The 14,705-nt window shown below is 40.6% G+C and carries 17 protein-coding genes, 7 tRNA genes and 1 rRNA gene; 4 read left to right on the top strand and 21 right to left on the bottom strand.

The features are described 5' to 3' along the window. Position 1: 1 nt before the first annotated feature. From DKZ56_RS12535 to DKZ56_RS12580, 10 genes are all read right to left on the bottom strand, one after another. A tRNA-Gly gene (locus DKZ56_RS12535) sits at positions 2-76 on the bottom strand. Positions 77-101: 25 nt separating this feature from the next. Next, positions 102-176 (bottom strand) — tRNA-Gly (locus DKZ56_RS12540). An 11-nt stretch (positions 177-187) separates the two neighbouring features. Further along, positions 188-272 (bottom strand) — tRNA-Leu (locus DKZ56_RS12545). An 8-nt stretch (positions 273-280) separates the two neighbouring features. After that, positions 281-355 (bottom strand) — tRNA-Lys (locus DKZ56_RS12550). A 4-nt stretch (positions 356-359) separates the two neighbouring features. Next, positions 360-435 (bottom strand) — tRNA-Thr (locus tag DKZ56_RS12555). Positions 436-449: 14 nt separating this feature from the next. Continuing rightward, positions 450-522 (bottom strand) — tRNA-Val (locus DKZ56_RS12560). Between the two features lie 6 nt (positions 523-528). Then, positions 529-644: ribosomal RNA gene (rrf, locus tag DKZ56_RS12565) — 5S ribosomal RNA — on the bottom strand. An 80-nt stretch (positions 645-724) separates the two neighbouring features. After that, positions 725-796, bottom strand: a tRNA-Glu gene (locus tag DKZ56_RS12570). Between the two features lie 123 nt (positions 797-919). Continuing rightward, positions 920-1,285 (bottom strand): S1 domain-containing post-transcriptional regulator GSP13, encoded by a 366-nt coding sequence (gene yugI / locus DKZ56_RS12575; protein ID WP_208650291.1) that lies wholly within the window; start codon positions 1,283-1,285, stop codon positions 920-922. 208 nt (positions 1,286-1,493) lie between these two features. Then, positions 1,494-1,739 carry a DUF1871 family protein gene (locus tag DKZ56_RS12580; protein WP_245989460.1) on the bottom strand — a complete coding sequence of 82 codons (246 nt, stop codon included), beginning with the start codon at positions 1,737-1,739 and terminating at the stop codon, positions 1,494-1,496. 110 nt (positions 1,740-1,849) lie between these two features. Between DKZ56_RS12580 and DKZ56_RS12585 the strand changes: the two genes are divergently transcribed. Further along, entirely contained in the window at positions 1,850-3,037 is a 1,188-nt protein-coding gene (locus DKZ56_RS12585; RefSeq protein ID WP_208650293.1) for a MalY/PatB family protein, read from the top strand. A 290-nt stretch (positions 3,038-3,327) separates the two neighbouring features. On the opposite strand, the gene DKZ56_RS12590 is transcribed toward DKZ56_RS12585, so the two are convergent. Both DKZ56_RS12590 and DKZ56_RS12595 read right to left on the bottom strand, forming a co-directional pair. Beyond that, the gene (locus DKZ56_RS12590) at positions 3,328-3,552 is read right to left on the bottom strand and encodes a hypothetical protein (protein WP_208650294.1); all 225 of its coding nucleotides are present in this window, start codon (positions 3,550-3,552) and stop codon (positions 3,328-3,330) included. Positions 3,553-3,575: 23 nt separating this feature from the next. Further along, positions 3,576-4,163 carry a peptidylprolyl isomerase gene (locus tag DKZ56_RS12595; RefSeq protein WP_208650295.1) on the bottom strand — a complete coding sequence of 196 codons (588 nt, stop codon included), beginning with the start codon at positions 4,161-4,163 and terminating at the stop codon, positions 3,576-3,578. 191 nt (positions 4,164-4,354) lie between these two features. On the opposite strand from DKZ56_RS12595, the gene DKZ56_RS12600 reads away from it, so the two are divergent. Next, entirely contained in the window at positions 4,355-6,205 is a 1,851-nt protein-coding gene (locus DKZ56_RS12600; protein ID WP_208650296.1) for a transglycosylase domain-containing protein, read from the top strand. Positions 6,206-6,261: 56 nt separating this feature from the next. Here the strand turns inward: DKZ56_RS12600 and DKZ56_RS12605 are convergent, their stop codons facing one another. The 3 genes from DKZ56_RS12605 to DKZ56_RS12615 form a co-directional block, all read right to left on the bottom strand. Then, positions 6,262-6,825 carry a DUF5366 family protein gene (locus DKZ56_RS12605; RefSeq protein ID WP_208650297.1) on the bottom strand — a complete coding sequence of 188 codons (564 nt, stop codon included), beginning with the start codon at positions 6,823-6,825 and terminating at the stop codon, positions 6,262-6,264. 94 nt (positions 6,826-6,919) lie between these two features. Continuing rightward, complete coding sequence (locus DKZ56_RS12610) at positions 6,920-7,126, bottom strand: hypothetical protein (RefSeq protein ID WP_208652256.1); 207 nt, start codon at positions 7,124-7,126, stop codon at positions 6,920-6,922. 64 nt (positions 7,127-7,190) lie between these two features. Next, complete coding sequence (locus DKZ56_RS12615) at positions 7,191-8,699, bottom strand: leucyl aminopeptidase (protein WP_208650298.1); 1,509 nt, start codon at positions 8,697-8,699, stop codon at positions 7,191-7,193. Positions 8,700-8,889: 190 nt separating this feature from the next. Here DKZ56_RS12615 and DKZ56_RS12620 point away from each other — a divergent pair, with 190 nt between their 5' ends. Then, entirely contained in the window at positions 8,890-9,366 is a 477-nt protein-coding gene (locus DKZ56_RS12620; protein ID WP_208650299.1) for a divergent PAP2 family protein, read from the top strand. Positions 9,367-9,408: 42 nt separating this feature from the next. Here the strand turns inward: DKZ56_RS12620 and DKZ56_RS12625 are convergent, their stop codons facing one another. The 6 genes from DKZ56_RS12625 to DKZ56_RS12650 form a co-directional block, all read right to left on the bottom strand. After that, on the bottom strand, positions 9,409-9,738 hold the full coding sequence (locus DKZ56_RS12625; RefSeq protein WP_208650300.1) for a YuiB family protein: 330 nt from the start codon (positions 9,736-9,738) through the stop codon (positions 9,409-9,411). A gap of 270 nt (positions 9,739-10,008) precedes the next feature. After that, positions 10,009-11,811, bottom strand: coding sequence for a carbon starvation CstA family protein (locus DKZ56_RS12630; protein ID WP_208650301.1), 1,803 nt, complete (start codon positions 11,809-11,811; stop codon positions 10,009-10,011). A gap of 172 nt (positions 11,812-11,983) precedes the next feature. Beyond that, entirely contained in the window at positions 11,984-12,481 is a 498-nt protein-coding gene (locus DKZ56_RS12635; RefSeq protein ID WP_208650302.1) for an NUDIX domain-containing protein, read from the bottom strand. 69 nt (positions 12,482-12,550) lie between these two features. Next, the gene (locus tag DKZ56_RS12640) at positions 12,551-13,105 is read right to left on the bottom strand and encodes a tyrosine-type recombinase/integrase (protein ID WP_208650303.1); all 555 of its coding nucleotides are present in this window, start codon (positions 13,103-13,105) and stop codon (positions 12,551-12,553) included. A gap of 166 nt (positions 13,106-13,271) precedes the next feature. Continuing rightward, on the bottom strand, positions 13,272-13,643 hold the full coding sequence (locus DKZ56_RS12645) for a HesB/IscA family protein (RefSeq protein WP_208650304.1): 372 nt from the start codon (positions 13,641-13,643) through the stop codon (positions 13,272-13,274). 301 nt (positions 13,644-13,944) lie between these two features. Next, a complete protein-coding gene (locus DKZ56_RS12650) occupies positions 13,945-14,181 on the bottom strand; it encodes a NifU family protein (protein WP_141602719.1) in 237 nt (78 codons plus the stop codon). Between the two features lie 84 nt (positions 14,182-14,265). Between DKZ56_RS12650 and DKZ56_RS12655 the strand changes: the two genes are divergently transcribed. Next, positions 14,266-14,595 carry a YuzD family protein gene (locus DKZ56_RS12655; protein ID WP_208650305.1) on the top strand — a complete coding sequence of 110 codons (330 nt, stop codon included), beginning with the start codon at positions 14,266-14,268 and terminating at the stop codon, positions 14,593-14,595. Positions 14,596-14,705: the final 110 nt, after the last annotated feature.

Genomic DNA, 14,705 nt, shown 5'->3' on the forward strand with positions numbered 1-14,705 from the left:
TTGGAGCGGAAGACGGGGTTCGAACCCGCGACCCCCACCTTGGCAAGGTGGTGTTCTACCACTGAACTACTTCCGCATGCCAATTCCGCCACCCCGGCAGTTGGAGCGGAAGACGGGGTTCGAACCCGCGACCCCCACCTTGGCAAGGTGGTGTTCTACCACTGAACTACTTCCGCATGATTAAATATGGTGCGGGTGAAGGGAGTCGAACCCCCACGCCGTAAGGCGCTAGATCCTAAGTCTAGTGCGTCTGCCAGTTCCGCCACACCCGCAAAATAAATGGTGAGCCATGAAGGACTCGAACCTTCGACCCTCTGATTAAAAGTCAGATGCTCTACCACTGAGCTAATGGCTCGTAATGGTGCCGGCGAAAGGAATCGAACCCTCAACCTACTGATTACAAGTCAGTTGCTCTACCAATTGAGCTACGCCGGCATATTTTTTATTAATGGAGGATGACGGGATCGAACCGCCGACCCTCTGCTTGTAAGGCAGATGCTCTCCCAGCTGAGCTAATCCTCCGATTAAGTCTAGCAACGTCCTACTCTCGCAGGGAGAAGACCCCAACTACCATCGGCGCTAAAGAGCTTAACTTCCGTGTTCGGTATGGGAACGGGTGTATCCTCTTTGCCATCATCACTAGACATTTTTTCAAAGACAAGAATTATTCTATCATATAAACTATTTTTTTCAATATATTTTTTATTCAATTTTAATTTTTTTATGACCCCTACGGGATTCGAACCCGTGTTACCGCCGTGAAAGGGCGGTGTCTTAACCACTTGACCAAGGGGCCATTATACATAATGGCGGAGAAGGAGGTGGTCCCAGGAGCTGTTCGACCTTCCTTCACTTCTACTATAAAAAAATAGTAGCACAAACCTTGGCCTAGGTCTGTACTACTAATGTTAGTATGTTTCTAGCCTCTTTCAATCCAATCTTGAAGTTTTTCTTTCAAAGTTTGAAAACCGTTTGCATCATGTTCATTTACGCGTTCCTGCAAAGATATCTTTGGATTCTTTTCTAGTTTCTTTTGCGGTGGGTCTTGCAGCGCACGGGTCGATAAACTGATTTTTTCGTTACGTTCATCTATATCAAGGATCTTTACCTGAACTTCGTCCCCTATTTTAAAATAATCTTCAATATTCCGAACGTAACCATAGGTAATTTCAGAAATGTGTACAAGCCCTTGCGTTTCTTCATCCAATGCCACAAAAGCTCCGTATGGTTGAATCCCGGTCACCTTTCCTGTTACAACGTCACCTACTTTATATTGTTTTATCATGTTTGTTCCTACTTTCTTTCACTGCATATATATCTCATGTTAAATTATAACATAATCAATATAGCCACAACAAAGAATCGCCATAATTTGAAAAAAACTTCCAACCTGAATAAATAACTTGCATACCTGCTTAACGTCCTTCATCTACTCGATAATCCAAAAAAATAGCAAAAAAATAAAAGTGTCTCTTACAACAAAAGACACTTTTTTATATAATACTTTTAGCTTCAAATTTAATAGCAATCAATCGATATGCCATTTCAACACAGTTTTCAAAAGGAATCCAAATTTGAAAGGATTGCTCGTACACTTTTTGAATCACCCGAGCTAGTTCCGTCGGGTCATCGATTTTCTGTAATGCTAAAACGACATCATTGGATTCAAGTTCATAAGCTTCTTCTCCCAGTTGAAAAGGATCCCATTGCATTAAAGCAATTTTTGCTTTTTTGTTCATTAATCCGTTCTCCACGATTTCACCTTACATTATTCTATATTTTCCTTCTTATGATATCATATAATCATTATATTTAAAGATAAAAAATTAAATAGAAAAGAGTGATAATTGTGACAATTTCTTTTGATGAAATATACGAAAGACGAAATACGAACAGTTTAAAATGGGACAAATTTAAAGAACGCTATCGCGCAAAATACGCTGTGGAAGATATCGACAATGTGCTGCCAATGTGGGTGGCAGATATGGACTTTGCCGTTCCTCAAGTGGCAATTGACGCCATTAAAGAACGTTTAAATCATCCAATTTTTGGATACTCCTACATAAGCGATGCGTGCAAAGAAGCTATTCAGAAATGGTTTAAACGCCGCCATAATTGGCATATCAATAAAGAAGCTTTGATTTTCCACAGCGGGGTTGTTCCAGCAATTGCAACTATCCTTGAAACTTTTACTGAACCTGGAGATAAAGTATGTATCTCGACACCTGTATATCCTCCGTTCTTCACTATTCCAAAAGGGCTGAAACTGGAAGTCGTGGAATGCGATTTAGTGGAAAGCGAAGAGCATATTTACGAATATGACTTTGAAAAATTAGAAGAAGCCTTTAAATCAGGAGTAAAAGCGTATGTGCTATGCAGCCCTCATAATCCAGGAGGAGTCGTTTGGTCAAAAGATACACTGGAAAAACTTGTTCAATTGTGCGTTCAATACGATGTGCTGCTCATTTCCGATGAAATCCATGCCGATATTGTCTTTGACGAATACAAGCATATCCCAACAATGACAGTAGAAGGCGCTGACAAAGCAAAAATCATTGCCTGCATCGCCCCAACAAAAACATTCAACTTGGCAGGTCTTCATGCAGCCATGATTGTGGCGGAAAACGTAAAATTGCGCAATGCGTTGCTTCGAAACAAAGCAGCCCATGGTTTAGACGATTGGAATGCCCTTGCCGCTGCGGGAGTTCAAGCGGTGTATGAAAAAGGCGACGAATGGCTTGATGAAATGATTCAATACGTTGCCAAAAACATTCAATACTTAGAACAAGAATTGAATCAATTGGATGGCATCCGGGTTATCCGACCGCAAGCTTCTTACCTCGTTTGGGTTGACTATCGGGGAACAGGGCTTTCTGAAGAAGAAATGATGGACCGTCTCTTAAATAAAGGAAAACTAGCACTGGAGCCTGGAACAAAATATAGCGAAGCAGGACGCGGCTTCCTCCGCATCAACTTGGCCTGTCCATTTGAAACCGTCAAAGATGGCGTTGAACGATTCAAAAAAGCTTTATCTTAATAATGTGTTTAGTATTAAAAACATCATTTTCACATCGGGGTTGCATCCGGAAGCACTCTTGTCGCTCCCGTCTATCATCATCTGGGGTGGAAAGGGTTCATCTTAATAACCGTTGCTGTAACTATTTCCTATGTAATATTTTTAAATTTTTCATTAATAAAATACCACCAAAAAAAGAGTTTGGAAAATTAAGGAGATTTTCTTGTTGTTGCATACCATTGGAATATTTCCTGAATATAGCGCAATTTTAAAAGGCTGTCCGGAAAAACAATTCCGGACAGCCTTTCAAATTACTTCAGTTCTGTATGTTTTTCCTTCTCTTTTTCCCTTTCCATTAAAATCCGCTCTTCCAACTCTTTCGTTTTCATCTCTTGTCTTTTTGAAAGTCTTTTTACGGCAAAAAAGACCGCCAAACACAAGAGAACTAGAAAAATCATTTCCACAATTGCAGGGATATAAGCGGATTTATCCTCCGGGAAATATAAAAAATAGCCATAAAGCAAAAGGTGATTCACCTTTATCACTTCTTTCCATGATATTATTCAAGCACTGTAATTGATAAAATTTTTACGTCTTCCACTGGTTTGTCGCGAAAATCTGTTTCCACATTCGCAATTTTGTCTACAATATCCATGCCTTCTACCACATGGCCAAATACCGTATGCTTATAATCCAACCAAGGCGTGCCGCCAATGCGTGCATATTCTTCAATAATTTCTTTCGGAAAACCTGCCTGCTCCATTTGCGCAACCATTTCTTCTGGCACATATGGCATTTGAACGATGAAAAATTGAGAGCCGTTTGTATTAGGTCCCGCATTAGCCATAGAAAGGGCTCCGCGCAAATTGAACAACTCTGGATGGAATTCATCTTCAAACGGGTGGCCCCAAATGGACTCCCCTCCCATTCCTGTTCCAGTTGGATCGCCGCCTTGAATCATAAAGTCTTTAATCACGCGATGGAAAATAATCCCTTCATAATAACCTGACTTGGCATGGCCCAAAAAGTTTTCCACAGTTTTAGGCGCTTGTTCCGGGAACAATTTGATTTTAATTGAACCCATTGTTGTTTTCATTTCAACTAAAATTTCTCCAGGGTTTAATTCCTTCGTTAATTGTGGGTACATTTCTTTCTTCTCCTTTATAAATAAAATCAAAGCAATGACTCAATTTCGACTTATTCTCGTTTCAGTTTACCACAAAACAATTCTTTTTTCTGCTAATTTCCCTTTATTCCTATAAGAAAATCCATTGAAAAATAGAACATCCAGCAAAAATTATGGTATTCTTTCTTGTAGATAGCCGAGGAGGAATAAATGTGAAACAATTCATAGGCTATGTGATGATTATTTGTTTTTTCCCTCTGATATATCTACTGGCTGAAAAAATTTGGGAAGAAGCGGCACAAGCACAAGCCCATCAACAACAATTGGAAGAAGAAATTCAGCTTCCAGAAATAAAGTCACAGCTTCCTGTAAAAATGTTTGATCGAAACGGAAATCTTTTCGATGAAGACTATGTGGAATGGAGGGAACCCCTCTCCCTCGATGAGATTCCTGAAATCGTGAAGCAAATTTTTATTTTGAGCGAAGACCGGGATTTTTATCAGCATATTGGTTTTGATATGAGCGCCATCATGAGAGCAGTTGTGGCCAATGCCGCAGTAAATTCCATTCAACAAGGCGGCAGCACCATTACCCAGCAGCTTGTTCGGATACTTTATTTATCTGAAGAGAAAACCTATGAACGAAAGCTGATGGAAATTTTTTATGCCCATGAACTGGAAAAACTTTATGAGAAAGATGAAATTTTAGAAATGTATTTAAATGAAATGTATTTTGCCAATCAGGTGTACGGAATTGGAGGGGCAGCTACATATTATTTTAATAAACCTCTGCAGGAATTATCCGTAGCACAAATGGCATTTATTGCAGCCATTCCAAATAATCCATCCCTATACGACCCTTTGAAAAATTTCGAGAATACGAAAGCGCGCCAAGAACGTTTGCTAGATTTACTTGCCAATGAACAAATCATAACAGCCGAGGAAGCCAATACATATAAAAATGAACCAATCAAGTTGAATATTAAACAAAAAACACAAAAATTTCCTGATTACAGCACTTACGTCTTGCATGAACTAAAACAGCTCATTGCAGAAAATGAAGGCTATACTGAAAAGATGGAACAAGCAACGCCGGAAGCCAAAAAACTAGTTCAAAAAGAATTAAATGAAAAAGTGAAAGAATTGCTTCATTCCGGCATCATCATTCACACAGCTTTAGATTCTGAAAAACAGAATCAGATCGAGAATTCAATCGATTCGCTGTTAACGATTCCCAACTTGCAGGCAAGCGCTGTCGTCATTGACAATAGCGCTCGGGAAATTGTCAGCATCTACGGGGGGAAAAACTATAAGAAATATGATTTTCACCGGGCTTATCAAGCGTATAGACAGCCAGGCTCCTCCTTTAAACCGCTGATTGTGTATGCACCCCTTTTTGAAACGACTAACTATACTCCGGCATCTACCGTTAACGGCGGAAAGTTTTGCATCGGCAATTTCTGTCCGCAAAACTATGGAGGGGCTGTGTATGGCAACGTTTCAATCAAAACAGCATTCAAATATAGTTTAAACACTGCTGCTTTGAGGCTATTCACCCAAGTCGGGGTTGACACAGCTTTCGAATATTTAAATCAATTCCATTTTGAATCCATTGTGGAAGCGGATCAAAACGATTCAGCTGCACTAGGTGGGCTCACCTATGGGGTTACTGTTGTAGAAATGGCAGATGCGTATACAAGCTTCATTGACGGAAGCTATATAAGAGCCCATGCCATCCGCAAAGTGACAGACCTTGAGGGAAATGTATTGTATGAATGGCCGACAGAACGGAAACAAATATGGTCTGAACAAACAGTCCAATACATGCGTTCTTTATTAAGCGAAGTTGTAAGAAGCGGAACTGGAAGAGGCCTTTACGCTAATTCATCCTATATCGGCGCCAAAACAGGAACAACAAACGACTATAAAGATTTTTGGCTCGCCGGATTGTCAAACGAATATACCGCAAGCGTCTGGATTGGCTACGATCAGCCGAAATCCATGCAGTCTCTTGAAAGAGCAAAAATTCATTTCAACATTTTTAACCGGATTATAAATGATTAACTTTCTTTTTCAACTCCATTCTCCAAATTAAAAAGAGCTGCCTTTTGCTAAAACATCTAGTTAGCAAAAGGCAAGCTCGCCAAAATTCCATTATAAAGTTTTAAGCATGCAAAAAAGACCGCTGCGAGAAACATTGCCCAAAAAAGTATTTCAAACACAATGAGCCCGACCATGCCTGCTAAAGAAGTATATTGGCTCATCTTATAAACTGTATAAACAAAGGAACAAAAGAGCGACAAAGCAAAAATAATCATCAATAAAAGAAAAGACTGAACTGCCAAAGTGCTGACGAGGCCCCCAAAAAAGAAAATCACATATCCCAATCGAGCCCCTTTCACAGCTTGTCCTTCTGAATCATTGGAAAACAATAGCATCGCAATTTCGTGAACCGTTTCCCCTACTAATTTCAATGCGGAAAACAACATAAAGAAACAAAGAAATATAATGAACAACAGTAGCATTCGGATTTCCATATCAGAAAAGAATTCCAGCATCCCGGCATACAAGCCTATAGAGCGGAACAGTTCAATTAATTTTCCGACTGTAAAAATGCCGAATGATAAGCTGAAAAGAAGAATTGAAAATAATGGTAAATAACTATATAAATATGGATTCTTCATATCACTTGCCTCATTTTTTCTATTTTCCTAACCTATCATAGCAAAATTTCTTCATCTATCAAGATAGAAAAAAGGAGTGCAAATTGCGCACCCCTTAATAGTTTCGATAAGGATTATATGGATATACCGGATAGTATGGATATGGCGGATAATAAGGATATCTTGGTGGATAATAGCTTTGAGGATAAATCACATTCCCTAATAATCCCCCTAAAAATCCGCCAATAAACGGATAACCAAAGTTGAAAAATCCATCCCGATGAGGAGGGCCTGGACGGTGATGATGGTAATGATGTCTCATCATAGTAAACCTCCTTTTCTTTAGTAACATATGTAAGAAAAGGAGGAACTCCTATGAGAATGGCCTAATCGATTTTAAATGTAAAATCGTTAATAAAGGTCGCAAGGGTTCTAACCATTACACCTGTGCCGCCCTTTGGACCTAAATCATGCGGTTTTGATGCATCGGAAGTGCCGGCGATATCCAAATGAATCCAAGGAGTATTTTCAACAAATTCTCCAACGAATCCGCCAGCAAAAATCATATGGCCATCGCTTCCTGGAGAATTGTTTAAATCTGCCAATTGCGACTCTCGGATGCGCTTTTTATCCCTTTCTGTTAAAGGCATGCCCCAAACAAATTCTCCCGTTTTGATGCTCGCTTCCATAAACCGGTCGAAAAATCCTTCGTGGTTCGTTAATGCACCTGTTTTATCGTAGCCTAATGCGGTAATCACCCCGCCAGTCAACGTAGCCACATCAATTAAATAATTTGCCCCATGTTGTTTGGCATATGTCACTGCATCCGCCAATACAAGCCGGCCTTCCGCATCAGCATTTTTAATTTCCACCGTTTTTCCGCTATACATAGTAATCACATCATCTGGCTTAAAGGAATCTCCTGAAATCATGTTATCGGTTGCACCAATTACCGCCACCACATTCTTTTTCGGTTTCGTTTCGCCAATGATTTTCATGGCGCCAAGAACAGCCGCAGCACCGCCCATATCGCCTTTCATGCCAACCATGCCGGTTTTAGATTTAATGGAGTAACCGCCAGTATCGTATGTAACCCCTTTTCCGACTAAACCGATGACGTCTTTCCATTCATCCATTCCTTTATATTTCAACGTAATCATTCTTGGTTCGTTGATAGAGCCTCGGTTGACCGCTAAAACGCCGCCCATTCCTAATTCTTCCAGTTGGGCTTTATTCAAAATTTCCACTTCAAAGCCATATTGGTTGGCTAAATTCACTGCATAATCCGCCAAATCGACCGCTCTTAAAATATTCGGAGGTAAATTCACCAACGTTCTTGCTTCATTCACCGCTTCTGCATAGATGGAACCTAATTTGTAGCTCTCGGCAATGTCCTCCATATCTTCTTCCATCACAAAATGCACTTCTTCCAAATAAACATCCGGAACATTGCAAGTTGTTTTATAATGAGGCACTTGATAAAATCCCATGCCGCTTCCTTCTGCAAATAAAAAAGCAATATCCTTTTCACTGATAGGAGCTGCCGTAAAAGATTCCAACCAAATGGTAAATTTACTTGCTCTCATTTCCCGCAGTTTTTTTCCAACAAGTCCAAAAACATCCCGCAATTCATTTCGCGTCAACGTTTTTGGATCGCCTAATCCGACAAACAATACCCTTTGTAAATGTTCGTTTGTTCCCATATACGGAATTCTCGTCAATTTTTGCCGTTCCGTATCAATATCGCCGGTGCGAATCCATTTTTCAACCTGCTCTCCATAAAAGCCAACGAAATTTTTCCATCCTTTGATGTGGTCGCAGTTTTTTTGAATGCCGACAATTAATAATTCCGTTGAAATTTGTTCAAATGTTTTTTTCTCTTTATGAATAATCATATTCAGACCTCCTAGTTAAAACCCTTTGCAAAACCATCATCATAAGTATACCTCAATTATTGAGAAAAAAAGGGAAAATCTATATTTCCTATTGATTCCCTTTTTATTCCAAAAAATTGATAAGAACTATTTTTCACATAACGGGATATGCTATACTGTTGGAAAAAAAGGAAAGAAAGGGGTTGTACAGTTGGCAATCTTTCAAAATGTCCCATTGATTTTAGCACTATTCTCCATACTATTTGCCCAGTTCATTAAAGTGCCCATCCACTTTTTATTGGAAAAGCAAATCAATTGGTCTCTGCTCACTTCCACCGGAGGCATGCCAAGCTCTCATTCTGCCGCTGTGACAAGCCTTGCCACAGCCGTTGGATTTGAGACAGGTTTTGATTCCCCTATTTTTGCGGTAGCTGCAATGTTTGCGATCATCGTCATGTATGATGCGAGCGGCGTCCGCTATCAAGCAGGCCAACATGCAGCCATACTCAATAAAATCCGCCAAGAATTATCTGCATTCTTTCGTGACATCAAGCATTGGACGGAAAAAAATGAATATGAAAAACATGAAGAATTGAAAACTTTATTAGGGCATAAACCGAATGAAGTCTTATCAGGCGCTCTTACCGGCATCTTAATTTCCGTTATTTTTTATACGTTCATCCAATAAAAAACCCATCCAAAAGTAACAATGCTTTTGGATGGATTTTTTTTAAAACATTCGATATCCATTTTTCCTTAAAATAATCATGACAATGCCGGCGACAATCGTTCCAGCAAATCCGCCAGATAAAATGGCGATATCCACAATTTGAAGAGATAAGATTTTATCCCATAATGCAGGCCATGCATAACTAGGTTTGAAAATATAATCAAAGAAACTCACTTCATCAATGATAAAAATCACAACGATTGGATAAATAACGGTCATTAACCATGTCATGCGAAGCAGCATATTTAATAAGAAACCGATTCCAAAAAACATGACAAAAAATAAAACGATTGAAATGACTAATTGTACGATCGATACTGAGCCACCCATATATGTATACCTCCATTTTCCTTTCATTAGTTTAACCTAATTGGGTTGTCCTTTCAAATGGAAAAATGGAAGCAACCATGTGAAAAGGGGCTGTCCAGAAAGAGTCGACTTTCTGAACAGCCTTACTTCTTATAGGAATATTCTCTTAAAAACTTTCCCTGCGGTGGTCACAAAACGCGCCTCCTCGCCGCAATTTATCTGCGGCAAAAACTCTAGCTACAGCCGCAAGGGGGCGTCTTGATATGACTTTTCAGACGCCCCCTTTGTTTATTATGCCGCCCCTCTTACCGCTTTTCCCTTCACAAATCTCGGGCTGTTCCATAATTTTACCCATGATTTTAAGGCTGTAACGACAATAACGAGACCCAATATCAACATGATGATCGACAATACGCCGTTCAATACGGAATAACCGGAAGCTGCCGGATTCCAGTACACATTTTTGATCATCCATATACCGGCAACATTTACGGTAATATACAGATATACTAATGGGATGATGCACGTCAACACATAAATGCGTTTTGCTGCAATTTTTAAAATGACTGTTGCACCAATGACCAAACCAATGGAAGCCATCAGCTGATTAGATACCCCGAAGAGCGCCCATATTGGACCAATTTCTCCGGTGTACAGTAAATATCCCCACATAAAACATGCAAGGGCGCTGGCAATAATTGTACCCGGCATCCAATCTGTCCGTTTTAACGGCTTAATCACATCTCCCAAGAAATCCTGGATCAAGTAGCGTGCTACACGAGTCCCGGCATCAATGGCAGTCAAGATGAATACCGCCTCAAACATGATGACAAATTGATAGAAATAACTGCTCATTTGACTAAACCACGGAACACCCGTGAAGATTTGCGTCATCCCAACTGCCAGGGATACGGCACCACCCGTTCTTCCTTCCAGGTCAATGCCGATTGCTTGTGATAATTGAGGCAAATTGACCACTTCCATGCCCAATGTGGCAAACACTGCCGGGGCTGCATTGATGGCAAAATAATCGGCCGGATGCAGGGAAGTCGCCGCAATAAGCGCCATGACCCCCACCAAACTTTCCACAAGCATGGCGCCAAATCCTACGACGCGAATATCTTCCCATTTATCCAGCATCTTTGGCGTCGTACCGGAACCGATAAATGCATGGAAACCAGAAATGGCGCCGCAAGCGATGGTAATGGAAACAAACGGCCATACAGGACCGGCAATGATTGGTCCTCCGCCATGTACAAATTCCGTCACCGCAGGAAATTGAATTACAGGGTTAACAAAAAATACGCCGACAATCAGTGCAATAAATACACCGATTTTCATAAAGCTGGATAAATAATCTCTTGGAGCAAGCAGAAACCATACAGGCAATGCCGCCGCGAAGAATGCATAAATCGGCAAGATCAGCGCAAGCGTTTGGCGGTCCAGCGTCAGCCATTGTCCCAACACCGTATCCTGGATATAAGGACCTGCAAAGACACCAATCAACAGCAAAATAAATCCAACGGCGGACGTCACGAGTAAATTTCCTGTTTTCTTATATGCGACTCCGACAAGCATGGCAATCGGAATCGTAATGGCAACCGCAAATGTACCCCACGGGTTTCTTTCCAGAGCTCCGAGAACAACCATCGAAAGCCCGGCCATTGTAATGGTAATAATGAATAACATGGCAAGTCCCGTACAAAATGCGGCCACCGGACCGAGTTCTTCCTTCATCACTTCTGAAAGCGATTTCCCTTTTCGGCGCATGGATGCAAACAATACTACGGCATCATGCACCGCTCCCCCGATCACCGCGCCAATCAAGAGCCAAAGCAGCCCCGGCAAATAGCCGAATTGGGCCGCAAGTACAGGACCAACCAAAGGGCCAGCCGCTGCAATCGCGGCAAAATGATGGCCGAAAGCGACCCATTTATTTGTCGGCACATAGTCTTTTCCGTCATTCAGTTCGTGTGCGGGCGTCGGTCTTTTGTCGTTAATCAGCAATACTTTTTTCGTGAAAAAATAGCCGTAGAACCGATAGCCGATGACAAGTATACAAATGGCCCCGATTACAATCGAAAGTCCGTTCATACATTTCCCCCATCCACTTTTTTCATAATTTAGAAGATTGCTTCAAACAAGAATCAACGGCCACTTCCGTTATTGCAATTTTCTGAAATCTCAGTCCAGAAGCGGAAAATCCCCCTTTCCTTTTCTATAAAATTATTATTTTTAATGTATGTCTGAAACAAAAAAAATATATTTATTTGTTAAAAAACACGCGGTAGGACGTGTATTGGAACCAGTCTCCCGGATTAATCCCGTCGTTTTTAGAGAGCTGGTGGCGGATCAATGAATCGCTGGCCATCTCCTGCAGCATGACGGAAGCTTCTCCGCAAGTTAATAATTCATTTACCGAAAGCCATTTCGCATCGTACAATTCCTTCTCCTGAATCCGTATCGGCTGATTTTCATTGATTGGTCTGCAAGCAAAAATGGCCATATTATCGCTTACTTCTCCCCGGATGACCCCGGTTCTGAAACCGACCATTCCAGTGACGATACAGTGAATTCCAGTTTCCTCCCTTACTTCCCGGAGAGCCGCTTCATCCGCCGTTTCCCCATATTGTACAAATCCGGCGGGAATGGACCATACCCCTTTTAAGCCGCTATATTTCTTTTTTACCACAAGCCATTTTCCATCTGAGTTGACCACAACGGCCCCTGCTCCCAACCAGACTTTACCACGCTCATTCTTCACACATACTCCCCCTCAGTCCTTACTCATCACTATTTTACATTTTTTAAAAGTTTTTGAACATATGGAGAATCAAATACAATCTAATAAAACTGTCATAGCTACATAATCCCTAAATCCTACATAATCAGTCAAACATGGTTGTTTAAACAGGTCTTTGATTTCGTCATCGGTAAAACAGTTCGTGAGGTCTATATCCTGTTTTAATAATTTGACATTGGTTAATGGGTTATGAGGAATCAAATCCTCACGCTCTAAATGATTAAATATCGCTTTATACACACGTAAACGGATATTGATTGTTGTATCAGATAATCCTACCTCATCTTGTGTTGGTATATACTTATGTCCTTCATATTTGACAGCGTCATATTTACAGTAGTTGATATAATCCCTAAAAATTTGCGGCGTTAATTCATCAACTGTTTTTAAATCAGGATAGTTTTTATTGAGCCATTTGATAAAATAACTCCAATCTTTTTTGTAATCCCTCAATGTCCTATCTCGTATCCCCTCGGCCATTTTAGCCGATATAACAATATTTAATGCGTCATCAAAAGTAAGGGAAGGATAATTTTTTTCCTCTGATATTTTAGTGACTCGTTTTTTACGCTTTTTTAAGGACATACAAAAAGACCTCCCTTGATTAGTATTTTTTTACATCACCAATCAAGGCAGGTCTGTTATCTACAATCCATAAATGCTGTTTTTAGGGTTGTGTTTAAACTTTTTCAGGATTGTGTATATGCTTATTTTTTATTGGTATTTATAACCCCGTGCTTTTATTTTTTAATTAGCAAGATTCCGGATTTCCTTGTATTTTCGCCGTTCTAAACGATGAACCACAGCCGCAAGATGCAATGGCGTTCGGATTGTCGATCGTGAAGCCGCCGCCCATCATGGATTGTTTATAATCGATTTTTGTTCCCATCAAAATCGGCGCATCTTCTTTGGAAACCAGAATTTTAATGCCATGCTGCTCATCGGTATAATCGTCTTCATTGATATTCTGATCAAAATTCATGCCGTACGTAAGTCCGCTGCATCCACCGCCGTGAACAGCCACACGCAAGCAGGAGCCTTCCTCTTCGTTATGTTTTGCCATTTCCTTTATGCGATAAGCGGCAGCTTCTGTCAGCTCAATGACTCTCTTTTCTGTAGTCAACCGTATCACCTTCCTTAAACAATATAATAGCAGTGAAAACCTATTTTTGACAACGAAACTGCTCTTTCAACATCCGTCACGGTATTAATATATTTAAACAATACTTTTCGTATACTTGTTCATATGAATCACTAAGTGTATTCAAATGGTAAACTTAAGATTACCCTAAATTGTATGAAGTCATCGGAAATTGAGCAGAATGGAGTTAATAAATATGAACTGGGTCTGTCATAAGTCAAAACGGTGTACTCACCATTCTCATTTAGAGTACACCGTTTTCAATCAAACATGCCTTGTTAAATCAAAATACTTGCTCTACTTCGACAATGCCAGGCACTTCTTCCAACAATGCGCGCTCGATGCCTGCTTTAAGCGTAATCGTGGAGCTTGGGCATGAACCGCAAGCGCCCAATAAACGCAATTTTACTACGCCGTCTTCCACATCGATCAATTCGCAGTCTCCTCCATCGCGAAGTAAGAACGGACGCAATTTATCTAAAACTTCTTTTACTTGTTCAAATTGTTCGGCATTTGTCATATTCCTCGACTCCTTTCATTAAAATCATTATAATGTGAACAAGAGAAAAAATCCATTATAAATCGCTGGGAAAGGGGTTATAAAATGAATAAAGAAATGCCCATAATAGAAGTTTATGGTGCTGATCAAATTTGCGCCAGCTGCGTCAACGCCCCTTCTTCTAAAGATACCTATGAATGGCTGGACGCTGCGATTCGCCGCAAATTCCCAAATCAGCCCTTTCACATCCGCTACATTGATATCGATCAGCCGCTAACGGATCCTCGAGACCAAGAATACGCTGAGCGGATTCAGAACGATGAATTTTTTTATCCCCTTGTCCTCATTAATGATGAAGTCGTCGGGGAAGGATTCATCCAAATCCAGCCCGTTTTTAAAGCATTAGAAAAATTAGGGTTTGTTCCTGCCGAATAACCTGGCTAAAAATCGAGTAGGAGGGAGCGATTAACTCCCGTCCTCTCACACCACCGTACGTACGGTTCCGTATACGGCGGTTCAATTAAGATAATTGACGCAAGTTTTGC

The organism is Ureibacillus thermophilus (assembly GCF_004331915.1).
Taxonomy (GTDB): Bacteria; Bacillota; Bacilli; order Bacillales_A; family Planococcaceae; genus Ureibacillus; species Ureibacillus thermophilus.